This window comes from Gordonibacter massiliensis (ex Traore et al. 2017) (genome assembly GCF_019731765.1).
Classification (GTDB): domain Bacteria; phylum Actinomycetota; class Coriobacteriia; order Coriobacteriales; family Eggerthellaceae; genus Gordonibacter; species Gordonibacter massiliensis.
This window is the reverse complement of the sequence record NZ_JAASIO010000011.1, coordinates 60,612-74,989: the sequence shown is the minus strand read 5'-3', so window position 1 is coordinate 74,989 and position 14,378 is coordinate 60,612. Positions and strand designations below refer to the sequence as shown.

The following is a 14,378-nucleotide window of genomic DNA, read 5'->3' as shown; positions in this document are numbered from 1 at the left end:
TTTCGCGCTTCGCGCGAATAGGCTGCGCTTTGCCGCGCTCTCTGATATCATGGACAGTTGCGAAAAGAGGCGCGCTCGCGGGGATCGCCCGTTGCGCGCACCGGAACCACGTCACGAAGGACACCCACGCACATGCAGGAAACGGATATGCGAGAGAAGCTTGAGAAGATCATCGAGGCCTACGAGGACCTGCAGGCCAAGATGGGCGACCCGGCCGTGCTCTCCGACCAAAAAGAGTACAACCGCCTGGCCAAGGAGTACGCCAACCAGGGGCCGCTCGCGAACAAGGCGCGCGAGTACGTGCAGGCCGCCGATGACTTGGCGGCGGCGAAGGAGATGCTCTCCGACGCGGACATGAAGGAGTTCGCGCAGGAGGAGATCGCCGGCATCGAGGCGCGTCTGCCCGCCTTGGAAGAGGACATCAAGTTCATGCTCATCCCGGCCGACCCGGCCGACGACAAGGACATCATCGTGGAGATCCGCGCCGGCGCCGGCGGCGACGAGGCGGCCATCTTCGCGGGCGACCTGTACAAGATGTACGAGCGGTTCGCCTCCGAGCAGGGCTGGAAGACCGAGACGCTGGACGTGTCGCCTTCCGAAGCCGGCGGCTACAAGGAGATACAGTTCAAGGTCAAAGGCGACAAGGTGTACTCCCTCATGAAGTTCGAGAGCGGCGTGCACCGCGTGCAGCGCGTTCCCAAGACCGAGAGCCAGGGGCGCATCCACACGTCCACGGCCACGGTGGCCGTGCTGCCCGAGGCCGACGAGGTGGAGGTCGAGATCAACCAGAACGACCTGCGCATCGACGTGTACCGCGCCGGCGGCCCGGGCGGCCAGTGCGTGAACACCACCGACTCGGCCGTGCGCATCACGCACCTGCCGTCGGGCTTGGTGGTGCAGTCGCAGGACCAGAAATCGCAGCTGCAGAACAAGATAGCCGCCATGGCCGTGCTGCGCGCGCGCCTGTACGACAAGATGCTGGCCGAGCAGCAGGCCGCCGAGGGCGCCGAGCGCCGCAGCCAGATAGGCACCGGCGACCGAAGCGAGAAGATCCGCACGTACAACGGCCCGCAGGATCGCGTGACCGACCACCGCATCGGCTACAACGGCACGTACAACGGCGTGCTGCTGGGCGCCGGCGGCGCGAGCCTGGGCGAGCTCATCACCGCGCTGCAGGCCGCCGACCGCGCGAAAAAGCTGGAAGCGGCGGTTTAAGGTTCCGCCGGCCTGCCGCCGGGCGAGCCTAGCCCAATGGCAAGGGGCTCTCGCTGGGAGAATCCGTAGGGGCGCTCTCCAGAGCGCCCGCTCGCGCGAAGCGCGAGAACGCGGACGCGGACGTTTTTCCGATAGCCGTTTTCCGTCCGCAGCGGACGCGGGCGCCTTCGAGGGCGCTCCTGCGAACGGCATCCAACATAGAGGGATTCACCATGGCTGAAACCGACATCTGGACCGTCAAGGCGGCGCTCGAGTGGACCGAGGGCTACCTGGCGCGCAAGGGCGACGAGAACCCGCGTCTGTCGGCGGAATGGCTTCTGGGCGAGGCCTGCGGGCTGCGCCGCATCGAGCTGTACACGGGGTTCGAGCGCCCGCTGTCGATGGACGAGCGCGACGTGCTGCGCGACTACGTGGCGCGCCGCGGCAAGGGCGAGCCTCTGCAGTACATCACCGGCGAGGTCGCCTTCCGCCATATCGCGGTGAAGGTGCGTCCCGGCGTGCTGATCCCCCGTCCCGAGACCGAGGTGCTGGTGAGCGAGGCGCTGGCCCTGCTGCCGAGCGCCGACAGGCCGCGCGCGCTCGACTCGCGCATGACCGAGGCCGAGGCGCAGGAACTGCTCGCGGCCATGGCGGCGGAAGGGGAGGGCGCCCCATCTTCCGACTCGGTCGACGCCGCGCCCTCTGACCCTGCCGCCGCCGCGCCCGCCGCGCTCGGCGACGCCTCCACCGGCGAAGCAGCCGCCGTCTCGCCGGGCAGCGCGCCCGTTCCGACAACCGGCGCCGCGCCCGCCTCGTCCCTTCCGTCGCCGCTGTTCGTGGCCGACCTCTGCACGGGGTCGGGCTGCATAGCCTGCTCCATCGCCTACGAGCATCCGCAGGCGCGCGTCATCGCCACCGACATCGCCCCCGAGGCGGTGGCGCTCGCCGGCGAGAACGCCGAGGCGCTCGACGTGGCCGACCGCGTGCGCGTGGTGCAGTGCGACCTGGGCGAGGGCGTTCCCGCAAGCGCTTTGGGCCGGCTCGACCTCGTGGTGTCCAACCCGCCCTACGTCCCCACGGCCGTGCTGGCGGACATCCCGCGCGAAGTCGCCGCCTTCGAGCCCGCGCTCGCGCTCGACGGGGGAGCGGACGGCCTCGACGTGTTCCAACGCCTGCTGGCGTTCTGCGCCCGCGCGCTCAAACCGGGCGGCGGCTTCGCCTTCGAGCTGCACGAGACCTGCCTGGACGACGCGGCCCGCCTCGCCGCCGAAGCGGGCTTCGCGGACGTGCGCGTCGTGCGCGACCTGGCCGACCGGCCGCGCGTGTTGACAGGTCGCCGCGCTTAGGAACCTTCAAGCGGGCGCGCGCTGCACGGGTTCGCGCTCCGAGCCGTGCCACGCGCCGCGCGATGCGCTTTGGGGTTCCGGTTTTCGGGCTCCGTGCAAGGGGGGGATGCTTTTCCGAGCAAAAATCACGGTAGGGAACGCGAGCCGGATGGGGTAGCAGCGCATCAAGCCGCGTTTGCCCAGATCGCAAAATCCATACAAGGGCGATGCGGACGAAAAGGCGGTCGAAGACGTCATTCGGGAGGGTTCGAACTTGCGGAATCCGTACCCTACCGTCAATTCTGCTCGGAAACGGCCGCCGGATTCGCACGGCGTTGCTTCAGCGGATAGCGCCCGCGTCGTCTCGGGCCCTTTTGGCGACGTCGCGGCGCCGGCGGCCTGCTGCTCGGCTTACGGCTGCGCGGTCCCTGCGCTTCGGGCGGCTCCGATGCGCCATGCCGTATAATGAACCTTACGTTAAAAGCCGACAAGGGGGAGGGGTCTCATGAGCGCCATCGTGAACGAGCCCAAGAACACGTTTCCGTTGTTCGTGAAAGTGCGCGAGCAGCTGGAGCACCGGGCGCTGTGGCTGTATCTGCTGGTTGACGAGGCGCGCAAGCACGGGTTGCCCGACGATTCTTTCGCGGCCGACGCCGTGAAGCGCTGCGGGCTGTACCAAGGCGGCGAGATCGTGAAGCAGAGCGGCACAAAGAGCCTCAAGGGCCTGAAGAAGGTGCTGTTCACGAAGAGCGCGCAGATCGTGTTCGAGATGAAGGTGGTGGAGTGCACGGACGACAAGCTCTCCATCGACTTCCACTACTGCCCGCTCGTGAAGGCGTGGCAGAAGCAGGGCTGCACGGACGAGGAGATATCCCGCTTGTGCGATCTGGCCATGTGCGGCGACCGCGGCATCGGCGAGGCGCACGGCGTCGAGCTGGACCTGCCCAAGACCATCGCGCGCGGCGACGACTGCTGCGCCATCCGCTACGTGCGCCGCGACGGCTCGGCCGCGAGCTAGGGAGCGCTGTCGGCGATCGCGCTCGCCTCGTGCTCCTTGGGCCTCGATCGTCCGCGGGCCTTCTCGCGCGGCGGTCGATCGTGCGCTAGAATACGTCTGGCAACAGTCATCATCTCATAGTTCAAGGAGCGCATCCATGTCCCAGCCCAACGTGTTGAAAGAGAACCTGGCCGAATCCGCGCGCGTCGTGGCCGAGCGCATCGGCGGGCGCGCGCCCGAGGTGGGCATGATACTGGGTTCGGGGCTGGGCCCCTTGGCCGAGCAGATAGAGGACGCCGTCTACGTGCCCTTCGGCGAGGTGCCCCACATGAAGACGAGCACGGCCACGAGCCATGTGGGCCGCTTCGTGTGCGGAAACCTGGGCGGGAAGTGCGTGCTGGCCATGCAGGGCCGCCTGCACGGCTACGAGGGCAACACCGCCCAGGAGGTGGCCTACCCCGTGTGGCTCATGCACGGGCTGGGCATCGGCACGCTCGTCACCACGAACGCCGCCGGCGCCATCAACGAAGGCTACCGGGTGGGCGACTTCTGCATCATGGAGGACCACATCAACTTCACCGGGCGTAACCCCGTGGCGGGCCTCGAGCCCGACGGCATCGCGTTTCGGTTCTTCTCCATGCTCGACGCCTACGACCCCGCGCTGCGCCGGCTGGCGCTCCAGGTGGCCGACGAGCTGGGCATCCGCGTGCAGCAAGGCGTGTACCTGGGCCTTCTGGGGCCGAGCTTCGAAACGCCGGCCGAGATCCGCGCCTTCCGCTCGTGGGGGGCCGACACGGTGGCCATGAGCGTGTGCGAGGAGGTCATCGCCGCGCGGCATGTGGGCATGCGCGTGCTGGGCATGTCGCTCGTGTCGAACATGGCGTGCGGCATCGAGGGCGCCTCGCCCACCGACGAGGAGGTGCTCGACGTGGCGCGCGACCGCGAGGCCGACTTCGCCCGCCTGGTCACGGGCATCGTGGAGAGGCTGTAGCAGGCCGCGCCCGAAGCACCGCCCTTTCGGGGTGCTCGCGAGGGGCGCGCGGCCGCCGCCGCGCCCCTTCGGCGGCGCTCAGTCCTCCAGCTTGAGGTCGCCCTCGACGATGAGGCCGGCTTTGCGCATGGCGGCGCACACGGCCCAGCTGATGATGGCGGGCAGCACCAGGCACACCAGCACCAGGCCGATCCACTCGAACGCGCCCGGGGCGGCCGCGCCGGCCTCCATGCCCGCCACCCAGCCGGTGTACACACCGATGGGGCCCACGAGCCCGCACGTGCCCATGCCCGAGGCCACGGCGGGGCCGTTCTGCTGCAGGGCGAACACACAGGTGGCCAGCGGCCCGGTGACGGCGGACGCCACGATGGGCGGCACCCACACGAGCGGTTTCTTCACGATGTTGCCCATCTGCAGCATGGACGTGCCCAGGCCCTGCGAGAGCAGGCCGCCCCAGCTATTCTCGCGGAAGCTCATGACGGCGAAGCCCACCATCTGCGCGCAGCAGCCCGCGAGCGCCGCGCCCCCGGCGAGCCCCGTGAGCCCCAAGGCCGCGCAGATGGCGGCCGACGAGATGGGCAGCGTGAGCGCGATGCCGATGACCACCGACACGATGATGCCCATGAACAGGGGCTGCAGCTCCGTGGCCCACATGATGAACCCGCCCACCGACGAGGCCAGCGCGCCGATCCACGGGGCCACGCCCAGCGCCAGACCGCAGCCGGCGAGGATGGTGACGGCGGGCGTGACGATGATGTCCACCTTCGTCTCCTTCGACACCGCTTTTCCCACCTCGGCGGCGACGATGGCGATAACGAGCACCGCCAAGGGCCCGCCTGCGCCGCCCGCCGCGTTGGCGGCGTAGCCCACGGCCGCGAGCGAGAACAGCACGAGCGCGGGCGCCCGCAGCGCGTAGCCGATGGCGATGGCCATGGCCGGCCCCGCCACGCTCTTGGCGAACGCGCCGATCTCGTTCAGGAAGGCGAGGTGCGCGAGGTCGCCGATGGTGGAGAGGATGGTGCCGATGAGCAACGAGGCGAACAGTCCCTGGGCCATGGCCGACAGGGCGTCGATGGCGTAGCGCTGGAACGATACCTCGATGTCCTTGCGTGCAAGGAATGCTGCGATGGTGTGCTTGGGCATGCCGTTCCCCTTCGGGTGCAGACGCGGTTATGCGATTCTGGTTGGGATTGCTCGTGCATCCATGGTAGGCGAAGCGCGCGGCGCGCGGCGCGGAAGGGCGGCCGGCGCGCGTCTTGGGCGGGTGTTCGGCAGGCTTTCGCGGTTCGGGGAGGGTGCGTTGGGGGCGAAACCGTCATGCGCGGGTCGGCGATCCTGTGTTTGCCGCCGTCCCGATAAGCCGCATCCTATCGAGCGACGGGGTCCGAACGTCCTGAAGGAATGGGGTTGCATCAAAAGCGTCGTTTTCGCTGATCGTGTAGGGCAAGGGCTTTGCCCTTGCCGCTCGACAAGCAATGTTACCCCAGGTAGACGGCAAGGGCAGAGCCCTTGCCCTACGGAACGGCCAACGCGAACGAGCGTTTTGGCAGCTTTTGATACAGCCCCATGGTCGTTCCTACATGGTCTTTTGCGCGCGGGCGATGAACACGAGGTAGGCTGCGAACACCGCCACCTCCAAGGCGATGATGGCGAGCACGCCCGCAAGGGTCACCTGGCCCAGAACCCACAGCACGAGGGCGACCACGGGCACGAGCACGGTGAAGAGGTTGAACGCCTTGGTGGCGGCCAGGTTGCCGATGGCGACGTTGCGCTCGTCGGTTTGCTCGATGATCTGGGCCTTCGTGGGCTTCTGCACGAGTGCGAAGATGCCGCAGACCACGAGCGCGAACGCGCAGCCGCCCAGGCCGAAGGCCGCTTGCGCCCCCAACGGCAGCGCGTCGGACACGCCGCCTACGTTGAAGGCGAACGCGACGGTGGCGAGGGCGAACAGGATCCCCAGAGACAGGGTGATGACGGCGGGCTTGTTCTTCATTGGTCTTCCTCTCGGTAGATGAACACGTCTTCTATGCTCAGGTCGAAGCGGCGGGCTATCTTGAACGCCAGCAGGATGGAGGGGTTGTAGCGCCCCTTCTCGAGCGAGCTAATGGTCTGGCGCGACACGCCCAGCTCCAGCGCGAGGTCCTCCTGTTTTATGCCGCGCTCCTTGCGGATCTCCTCCAGGCGGTTCTCCATACGCGGTCCTTTCGAATGCTGTGCAAATGTAAAGCTAGCTTTCCATGCAGTATAAGCGCTTCGGTTCCTAATGTAAAGCTAACTTTCCATTCGAAAACAGAAGGGGGCTGCATCGAAGGCCGGCGAAAGGCTCGTTTTCGATGATCGCAGGCAGACGGCAAGGGCTCTGCTTTTGCCGTCTGCCTGCGAAAACGCACCTTGTCGAGCGGCGAGGGCAGAGCCCTTGCCCTGCGAAACCAACGAAACGGTGCTTTTGGTGCGGCCCCGCCGCGTTCGCCGGCCGACGACGGGGCGCGCCGCGCATGGAGAAGCGCCGGGCGCGCAGGCGTCTGCCCGTGCGCGTCCGGCGCTTCGGGTACAATCGGATGCGAGACAGATGCGGGAGACGGACGGGAAGAGAAGCGAATGGAACGTCGTTTGGCATTGCACGTGCTGGCCAGCGGAAGCCGCGGCAACGCGGCCATCGTCGAGGATACAGCGACGGGCGCGGGCGTGTTGGTGGACTGCGGGATATGCAAGCGCGACTTCTTCGCGCGATCGGCTGAGGCGGGCTTCGATCCGGCGAACCTGGCAGCCATCGTCGTCACCCACGAGCACACCGACCACACGAAGGGCCTCGGCGTGGTGCTGCGGGGCCTGGCGAAGCAGGGGATCGCGCCCGTGGTGTACGTGGACGACGCCGTGCGCGCCGCCAGCAGCGAGGTGGTATCGCTCGAGGGCGCGCACGACGTGCGCGCGCTTCGCGCGGGCGACGCGCTGTCGCTCGCGGGCATGTCCGTGCACGTGTTCCGCACGTCGCACGACGCCGCCGCCTCGTGCGGGTTCCGCTTCGAAGCGGCGGGCGGCGACGTCGCGGGTTTCATGACCGACACCGGCGTCGTGACGGGGGAGGCTGACGAGGCGCTTTCGGGCGTGCGGCTTTTGGCGCTGGAGAGCAACCACGACGTGCAGATGCTCGCCGACGGCCCGTACCCCTACCCGGTGAAGCGCCGCGTGGCGTCCGACGTGGGGCACCTCTCGAACGTGCAGGCGGCCGAGGAGCTGGAGCGGCTTCTGTGCGGCGAGCTGGAGCAGGTGGTGGCCATGCACATCTCCCAGAACAACAACACCTACCGGCTGCCCGCCGAGACGCTGGCGTCCGTCGTCGCGCGGGCCGGCCATCCGGCTTGCGTGCAGGCGGCGTTCCAAGACCTGCTGGTGAGCGTGCGGTAAGGGCGGGTGCGGTTTGCGCGGAGCCGAGAAGGTCGCGCGCTCGATACCGGGCGGGCGGGCCCGCTCCCGCTTTGCCGGTTTACTGGAACCCCGTGATTCCGGCGTAGGCGTCGACGATGCCGGGGCACTCGAACACTCGGTTCCGCTTGCCCTCGGTGATCTGCGCGATGACGCCGGCCTCCATCAGCTCGTCGACGGCCGAGGTGGCCCTCTTGAAGCTGCGGTCGATGTAGGCGGCGGCGCTGGCGGCGGTGAACACCGGAATGCCCGGCAGCGCGCGCACGAGCAACGTGGTGGCCGAGTCCGAGCGCGTTCCCAGGTGGGAAAGCCAGGTTTCCTGCAGCGCCGCCGCCTTCCGCTCGAAGGCGACGGCCTCGTCGACGGCGCGCGTGCAGCAGGTGCAGAAGTAGCGCAGCCAGGCGTTCAGCTCCTGCGGGTCGGGCCGGTCCGCCAGGAGGTTCTGCATGGTGGACACGACGCCTTTCTGGTAGTCGTGCGACGAGATGACCATGGACAGCGACAGCGGCGCGATGGCTTTCGTGATGAGCCCGCGGTGCTGGAACACCAGCTGGATGATGGCCCGCGCCGTTTTGCCGTTGGCGCGCTCGAAGGGATGGATGGCGATGAACTGCACGTGCGCGAGCGCCGCTTGGGCGACGGCGGGCAGCTCGGCGTGGTCGCAGAAGACGGCCAGGTCGCCCAGCAGCGGGGGAATGTCGGCCGGATCGGGCGTGCGGTAGGGCGACCCGAACGAATGGTAGCGGCTGCCGCCCACTTGCTTGGCGTTGGCGCGGAGCTGCCCCCTGAAGGATTCGCGCGTCGTGCCCGTGAGCAGGTGGCGGTGTATCTCGCCGAACGTGTCTCTGCGGATACGCCCTTTCCCCAGCTCGCAAGCCGTTAGAAGGGCGTCGGTGTTCCTGAGCGATTCCGACTTCGCCTGTTCGCCCTTGCTGTCCTTCTGCTGGGGCTGCATGACGGCGGTGCGGAACACGTGCTGCGTGCTGGCCTGCTTGCCGGTCATCTTGATGTTGGCGATGGACTCGATGTGCAGGCAGGCGTCGGCGAACGCCTGCTCGGCGAGTGCGTCGTCCCGATGGCGGTCGAGCGAGCGCACGGCCAGTTCGGCGTCGCCCAGCATGCGCGCGGTCTCGTTGTCCAGCTGCAGCTCGATGCGGGACAAAGGGCGAACGGTGCCGTGTTGGCTCGATGGCGCGTTCGCTTTCTCCAGAGCCATGCAGCAATCCTCCCTTGCGTCGACGATGAATTATGCTCGAATGCCTACAGTATACAAGTGCAAGTGACAATATGGACTAAGTTAACGGCCAGTTCCTTCGTAAAAGCCAATACGCGCGATTCTTCTCAAAATAATTTATTCGGTCAATAGAATAGCATCCATCAAGGAATATGCGGCCTCTGTGCCGACGCGTCCGAGGACAGGCGCGACAGGAAAGGCGACAAGGTTGATTTGCGAATAATACCACAATGAATATAATGCACCATTATTTACAAATAAGAATAATTTGCACGAAGAGGGACACGCTTTACGAGGAGGCTCCTGGGATACCCCGGAGCCCGTTCTCGCGAATGCGGGACGGACGCGTACGGGAGGTAGGCTTCAACATGGGCTTGGCTGAAAAAAGAGAAGCAAGCGGGCAACGCGCCTTCGCGCTCGCTCGGGCGCGCGGGGCTACAGCGCGCGTGGCGTTGAGCGTCGTGCTCGCCTTGAGCATGGTGGTGGCGGTTCCGGCAACCGCGCTAGCGTTCGACGGGCCCCGGCAGGACGCCTACAACGCTGCGACGGCAAGCGGCTCGGCGGACGATCCCTACCGGATACTCGTCACCAAGATAGGCGATCCGGAGCAAACCCGGCCTTCCGCGTTCTGGAGCGGGATGGGCAACAACGCGGCGAGCGGCGAGGACTCCTTCGCTCCGTTCGCCGTCGTGTTCGAGCAGCGCGCGGGCAACGTCGCAGACGGTGCGCTCGCAAGCTCCATGACGTTCGACATGCACGACGGTGCCGGACGACACGTTGGCACGGCCGGCGTCGGCCCCGTCCTCGCCAATGCGAGCGGCGCCGCCGCCGACGTGTGGAGCGGACTGGAATCGAGCACGCAGTCCGATTGGACCTACGCGTTCCGCCTTTCCCCGTACTCCGCGCAGGACACCTCGACGGGGGACCTGCGCATCGCGTTCGCGTGGCACGGTTGCTTCGCCACCTACTTCGACAGCTGGACCTACGCGTTCGATGCGGTGGGTGCCACGTCCGGCCTTTCCGAAGACAAGCAGATCAAAGTCGGCGACACCGTAACGATGTCCTACTACGGAGGCTACGACGTCGGGCAGACCTCCCGCGGCACCGGCTACAGCGTCGATTTCTCCGACACGTCGACGACGAACACCTTCGGCTCCGCCCTGTCGATCCTGGGCGATCCGTCGGGCGCCGTGTACGAGGCGGTGGTCGGTGAAGACGGGTATGTCCGGTTCGACGGCGCGAATTCCATCCAATACGGCGGCAACTACGCGGTTTCCATCAAGGAGCGCGCCGGTGGGGACGGTCCCGGCGAACCCGACTCGTGGGACGCCTCCGCGGCGCAGGACGGCTCGCTGACGGCGACGGTCGAAGCGAATCCCGACCACGCGACGCATACGTTGAGGTTCGAGGGCTCCGGCGCGATGCGGGACTACGCCTCGGCGGGCGAGGCTCCCTGGTTCGCCGCCTATGCCGACACGATCACCGACGCGGTCGTCGGCGACGGCGTCACCAGCATCGGGGCGTATGCCCTGGGCCTGGAGAACCTCGCCACGGTCAAGGGCGGAAACGCGCTTGCCACGGTGGGGGACCACGCCTTCGCCGGAGCGTTCAACCTGACCGGCATCGACCTTTCGGCATGCACGCTCGCCAGCGTGTCGGAAAACTCGTTCGGCGACCGGAAGGACCAGATCAAAACCCAGCGCACGGTGTACGTGAAGGACGCCGACAGCGCGAAGGCCATGGAGGGCTACACCTCGAGCGCCGCGTCGCTGACGGCGGTGGCCGTCATGAACGGCGGCTCCTTCGCGGCGGACACGGTGTTCGAAAGCGGCAAGCTGGCGAAGCCCGAACGGGAAGGCTACACGTTCTCCACGTGGACGTCGGACGCGAGCCTCATGCATCCGGCAAGCGAGTGGAAGCCCGTGACGGACTACGTGCTGTACGCGAGGTTCTCCGAGAACTCCGTTGTGGACGAACCGGAGAAATACAAGGGCTACCAGGGCCTCGACCAGCAGATAAGGCTGCTCGACCTGAACGCCCTGCCCGGTTCCAGCCTTCCCAACCCCGACATCATGTTCTACGGCGAGGACGACGTTCGCTTCGACAACCGCTTCACCGTTCCTTTCAGCGGGTACGACGACATCGTGTTCGCCTTCGGCATGGCTCGCGGAAACAACGCGAACGGCGGCGACGGAACCTACCAGATGAGCTTCTGCTTGCCCTACGTCAGCATCGTCGACGCGGACGGCAACACGGTGGCGGCCTATGACGACGGCAACGGCCTTCTGAAGAAGTTCAACATCGTGTTCGACGGCCAGGACGGCAAGCCCCAGGGCAACGGCATCACGGCCGTCCGCGTGGGCGTCGAAGCCGGATCGTTGCCCGCGGGCACGTACACGCTGCGCTTCGGCAAGGATTTCGGCGCCAACAACGGCATATCGTTCTTGGGCAAGGACGTCGACTTTCGGTTCGTCGTCGACTATCCGGAGCGCTACCTCCTTTCCTACCGCTACGACGTGGCCGCGGGCACGGCCGAGGTCGTGGGCATCGACCTTCTGAGCGAGAAGCCGGTGGACGTGGAGATTCCGGAGACGGTGGAGGACCCGGCGACCGGCACCGTGTGCAAGGTCACGGGCATCGCCGCGCAGGCGTTCGCCTCGAAGGCGACGGTCGCCACGGTGTCGGTCCCGGCATCGGTCGCCTCGATCGGCGACGGTTCGTTCTCCAACATGGGCGCGCTCGCCTCGGTGACGGTGCGGTCCAAGGGCGACGGTTCCCTTCCGGTATGGGGCCAGGGCGTGTTCGCAGGGTCCTCCGCCTGCGTGCTGTACGGCTATCCGACGAGCACGTCGCCGCAGGCCGCCGCCGGCTACGGCAACGTGACCTTCGCCTCGCTCGAAGACGGCATCTACGTGAACCATGCGGCCGTGACCGACGGCGACGTTGTGGAGTTGACGAAAGACGACCCCCGGGCGACCGTGACCGTCGTGCGCGACGGCGGGTTCGTCACGAGCGGCTTCGTCGGCCTTGTCACGAACACGAACGTGGCGACGCACCCCGGCACGGGTCCCTACGATTGGAACGAGCTAACGGGGCGGGCGAACGGCGAGGCCCGTCTCGTCATCCGCACGGCGGCCGGCGGCGATTTCGCCACGCTCACGGTGCGCTGCACGGGTTTCGACGAGCAGGCCTCGACCGACCGGACTCCCGTCTACGGATACCAGGGCAACGGAGCGACGGTGTCCCTTCAAAACGCAGGGCCCTTGGAAGGCGTCTTCTACGACGAAACGAGCGATTATTACGACAACTACCTGCTTTCTCCGGTCGCGGCCGAAGGCGCCCTGTTCTCGCTGGCCTTCGGAGGCCCGGGGTCCGGGTGGCAGCCCGGCCATTCCGGATGGCAGTGGGGCAAGTACCGCGAAGGAATAGACCAGGCGTTCTCGATCGTCGACGAGGACGGCGCCGCGGTGGCCACCATCGGCAACGGGCTGTACTGGCAGACGCTCTCCACGTCCCCGACCATCGTGCTCGGCGTCGACGAGGGCGTGCTCGTGCCGGGCAAGACCTACACGCTCGTAGCCAGCAAGGACACGACCGGCCACAACGTGGCCGCCTCTCTGCAAAAGGAGGCGCGCTGGACCTTCGTTGCCGAGGCGACCGACGTGAGCGCCTGCGCCGTTTCCGACGTCGGGCCGCAGCAATGGACGGGCTTTGAAGTGAAGCCCGACGTTTCCGTGACCATCGCGGTTCCCGAGATCCGCATTTGGGACGAAGCGACGAAAGCGGACATCGTGACGGCCGCCTCGACGCGCGCCTTGGAGCCGGGCAGGGACTACGAGGTGTCCTATTCCGACAACGTCGATCCCGGCACGGCGACGCTGAAGGTGACCGGCACGGGAAGCTATCGCGGAACCGTGTCGAAGACGTTCGTCATCGAGGAGCCGCCGGCCGACTTCGCGAAGCTGCGCGAAGCCGTGGCCGCGGTCCAAGCCTACAAGGACGGCTTGGTTTCCAGCGCCGACGGCAAGGACGTCGCACCGGGAACGGATTGGGCGACGCCCGAGAACCTGGCCGTCCTGCAAGCCGCCATCGACAAGGCGCAAGCCCTGGCAGACGGCGGCGAGGCCACCCAGAAAGAGGCCGACGCGGCCCTCGCCGAGCTCGTCGCCGCCCAAGAAGAGTTCGACCGCACGAGCAAGAACACGGCGGCGCCCACCAAGATCGCGCTGAACGCCGCCATCGCGCAGGTGTCTTCGGAGCTGGGGAGCGTGGCGGAGTCGTTCGACGGCAAGGACGTCGTCGACGGCAAGGTGTGGGCCACCGCTGCCGAGAAGGCCGTCCTGCAAGCCGCCATCGACAAGGCGCGCGGCGTCGCCGCCGACGCGGGCGCGACGCAGAACGACATCGACGCCGCGCAGCGCGAGCTCGCCTCGGCGAAGGAGGACTTCTTCGCCCATGTGGCGCATCGCGCCAGCGTGGACACGACGCGCCTGTCGCAGGCGTGCGAGGCGGCTGCCGCCGACCAAGCGGCGACGAAGGTGAGCACGGACGGCTCGGAGGTGTATTGCACCGAGCAGTGGACGAGCGAGGCGGACGCGGCGGCCTTCGCCGAGGCCATCGAGCGGGCAAGGGCCGCCCTCGCGGCATCGGGCAAGACGCAGAACGCCGTCGACGCGGCGCTGGCGGCGCTGTCCGAGGCGAGGGCGACGTTCGACGCCGCCAAGAAAGACGGGTTGAGGCCCGATCCGCGCCCCTTGGCCTCCGACGTCGAGCGGGCCTCGGAAAACCTCGATTCCGCCGTGGTCGCCTCCGATGCGTCGAGCGTGCCGGCGGGCACGACGTGGGTTACCCGGGAAGCGCACGACGCCCTGTCCGAAGCCCTTGCCGACGCCCGTGCGACGCTGCAGGACCCGAATGCCACGCAGGGCGATTTCGACGCGGCGCGCGCGGCTCTTGCCGAGGCGGTCGCCGTCTTCGACGCGGCCAAGCAGCAGGGGGCGCGCGAGCAGGAAGGGCTCGTCGGCGACGGGTCGGGATCGACGCCCGGCGAAAGCGGGGCATCGAGCGGCTCCGGCGCCGTTCTTCTCAAGACGGGGGACGGCGTCGCCGCGCCCGTCGCATCGCTCGCCCTGCTCGCCTTGGCGGGCCTAGGATGCGCGGCGCTCGCGCGCAGGCGCGGGCGGAACGAGGCGTAATCCGGGATACGGGAATCGG

10 protein-coding genes are annotated in these 14,378 nt (G+C 67.6%); 6 read left to right on the top strand and 4 right to left on the bottom strand.

Annotation, left to right across the window (positions count from 1 at the left end):
- Nucleotides 1–147 precede the first annotated feature (147 nt).
- The 4 genes from prfA to HCH03_RS12035 all read left to right on the top strand — a co-directional run bounded on the left by prfA (nt 148) and on the right by HCH03_RS12035 (nt 4,507).
- Nucleotides 148–1,215 (top strand): peptide chain release factor 1, encoded by a 1,068-nt coding sequence (prfA, locus tag HCH03_RS12050; RefSeq protein WP_221689704.1) that lies wholly within the window; start codon nt 148–150, stop codon nt 1,213–1,215.
- A gap of 212 nt (nt 1,216–1,427) precedes the next feature.
- Nucleotides 1,428–2,540, top strand: a complete 1,113-nt coding sequence (locus HCH03_RS12045; RefSeq protein WP_221689703.1) for a N5-glutamine methyltransferase family protein — start codon at nt 1,428–1,430, stop codon at nt 2,538–2,540.
- Nucleotides 2,541–3,024: 484 nt separating this feature from the next.
- Nucleotides 3,025–3,537: an L-2-amino-thiazoline-4-carboxylic acid hydrolase gene (locus HCH03_RS12040; RefSeq protein ID WP_080143326.1), complete on the top strand. Its 513-nt coding sequence runs from the start codon at nt 3,025–3,027 to the stop codon at nt 3,535–3,537.
- Between the two features lie 136 nt (nt 3,538–3,673).
- Nucleotides 3,674–4,507 (top strand): purine-nucleoside phosphorylase, encoded by an 834-nt coding sequence (locus tag HCH03_RS12035; protein WP_221689702.1) that lies wholly within the window; start codon nt 3,674–3,676, stop codon nt 4,505–4,507.
- 78 nt (nt 4,508–4,585) lie between these two features.
- Here HCH03_RS12035 and HCH03_RS12030 read toward each other — a convergent pair whose 3' ends face one another.
- The 3 genes from HCH03_RS12030 to HCH03_RS12020 all read right to left on the bottom strand — a co-directional run bounded on the left by HCH03_RS12030 (nt 4,586) and on the right by HCH03_RS12020 (nt 6,700).
- Nucleotides 4,586–5,650, bottom strand: a complete 1,065-nt coding sequence (locus HCH03_RS12030; protein ID WP_221689701.1) for a PTS transporter subunit IIC — start codon at nt 5,648–5,650, stop codon at nt 4,586–4,588.
- A 433-nt stretch (nt 5,651–6,083) separates the two neighbouring features.
- Nucleotides 6,084–6,500 (bottom strand): hypothetical protein, encoded by a 417-nt coding sequence (locus HCH03_RS12025; protein ID WP_080143323.1) that lies wholly within the window; start codon nt 6,498–6,500, stop codon nt 6,084–6,086.
- The gene (locus HCH03_RS12020) at nt 6,497–6,700 is read right to left on the bottom strand and encodes a helix-turn-helix transcriptional regulator (protein WP_080143322.1); all 204 of its coding nucleotides are present in this window, start codon (nt 6,698–6,700) and stop codon (nt 6,497–6,499) included. The genes HCH03_RS12025 and HCH03_RS12020 overlap by 4 nt, the downstream gene beginning before the upstream one ends.
- Before the next feature lie 405 nt (nt 6,701–7,105).
- Between HCH03_RS12020 and HCH03_RS12015 the strand changes: the two genes are divergently transcribed.
- Complete coding sequence (locus tag HCH03_RS12015; RefSeq protein ID WP_221689700.1) at nt 7,106–7,912, top strand: MBL fold metallo-hydrolase; 807 nt, start codon at nt 7,106–7,108, stop codon at nt 7,910–7,912.
- Nucleotides 7,913–7,991: 79 nt separating this feature from the next.
- On the opposite strand, the gene HCH03_RS12010 is transcribed toward HCH03_RS12015, so the two are convergent.
- Nucleotides 7,992–9,146: a Fic family protein gene (locus tag HCH03_RS12010; protein ID WP_221689699.1), complete on the bottom strand. Its 1,155-nt coding sequence runs from the start codon at nt 9,144–9,146 to the stop codon at nt 7,992–7,994.
- A gap of 386 nt (nt 9,147–9,532) precedes the next feature.
- Here HCH03_RS12010 and HCH03_RS12005 point away from each other — a divergent pair, with 386 nt between their 5' ends.
- On the top strand, nt 9,533–14,359 hold the full coding sequence (locus HCH03_RS12005; RefSeq protein ID WP_221689698.1) for a leucine-rich repeat protein: 4,827 nt from the start codon (nt 9,533–9,535) through the stop codon (nt 14,357–14,359).
- Nucleotides 14,360–14,378: the final 19 nt, after the last annotated feature.

Excerpts from the sequence above, each read along its gene's own strand:
- HCH03_RS12030 (WP_221689701.1), bottom strand. The coding sequence starts at position 5,650 with ATGCCCAAGCACACCATCGCAGCATTCCTTGCACGCAAGGACATCGAG.
- prfA (WP_221689704.1), top strand. The coding sequence starts at position 148 with ATGCGAGAGAAGCTTGAGAAGATCATCGAGGCCTACGAGGACCTGCAG.
- HCH03_RS12020 (WP_080143322.1), bottom strand. The coding sequence starts at position 6,700 with ATGGAGAACCGCCTGGAGGAGATCCGCAAGGAGCGCGGCATAAAACAG.
- HCH03_RS12035 (WP_221689702.1), top strand. The coding sequence starts at position 3,674 with ATGTCCCAGCCCAACGTGTTGAAAGAGAACCTGGCCGAATCCGCGCGC.
- HCH03_RS12040 (WP_080143326.1), top strand. The coding sequence starts at position 3,025 with ATGAGCGCCATCGTGAACGAGCCCAAGAACACGTTTCCGTTGTTCGTG.
- HCH03_RS12015 (WP_221689700.1), top strand. The coding sequence starts at position 7,106 with ATGGAACGTCGTTTGGCATTGCACGTGCTGGCCAGCGGAAGCCGCGGC.
- HCH03_RS12045 (WP_221689703.1), top strand. The coding sequence starts at position 1,428 with ATGGCTGAAACCGACATCTGGACCGTCAAGGCGGCGCTCGAGTGGACC.
- HCH03_RS12025 (WP_080143323.1), bottom strand. The coding sequence starts at position 6,500 with ATGAAGAACAAGCCCGCCGTCATCACCCTGTCTCTGGGGATCCTGTTC.
- HCH03_RS12005 (WP_221689698.1), top strand. The coding sequence starts at position 9,533 with ATGGGCTTGGCTGAAAAAAGAGAAGCAAGCGGGCAACGCGCCTTCGCG.
- HCH03_RS12010 (WP_221689699.1), bottom strand. The coding sequence starts at position 9,146 with ATGGCTCTGGAGAAAGCGAACGCGCCATCGAGCCAACACGGCACCGTT.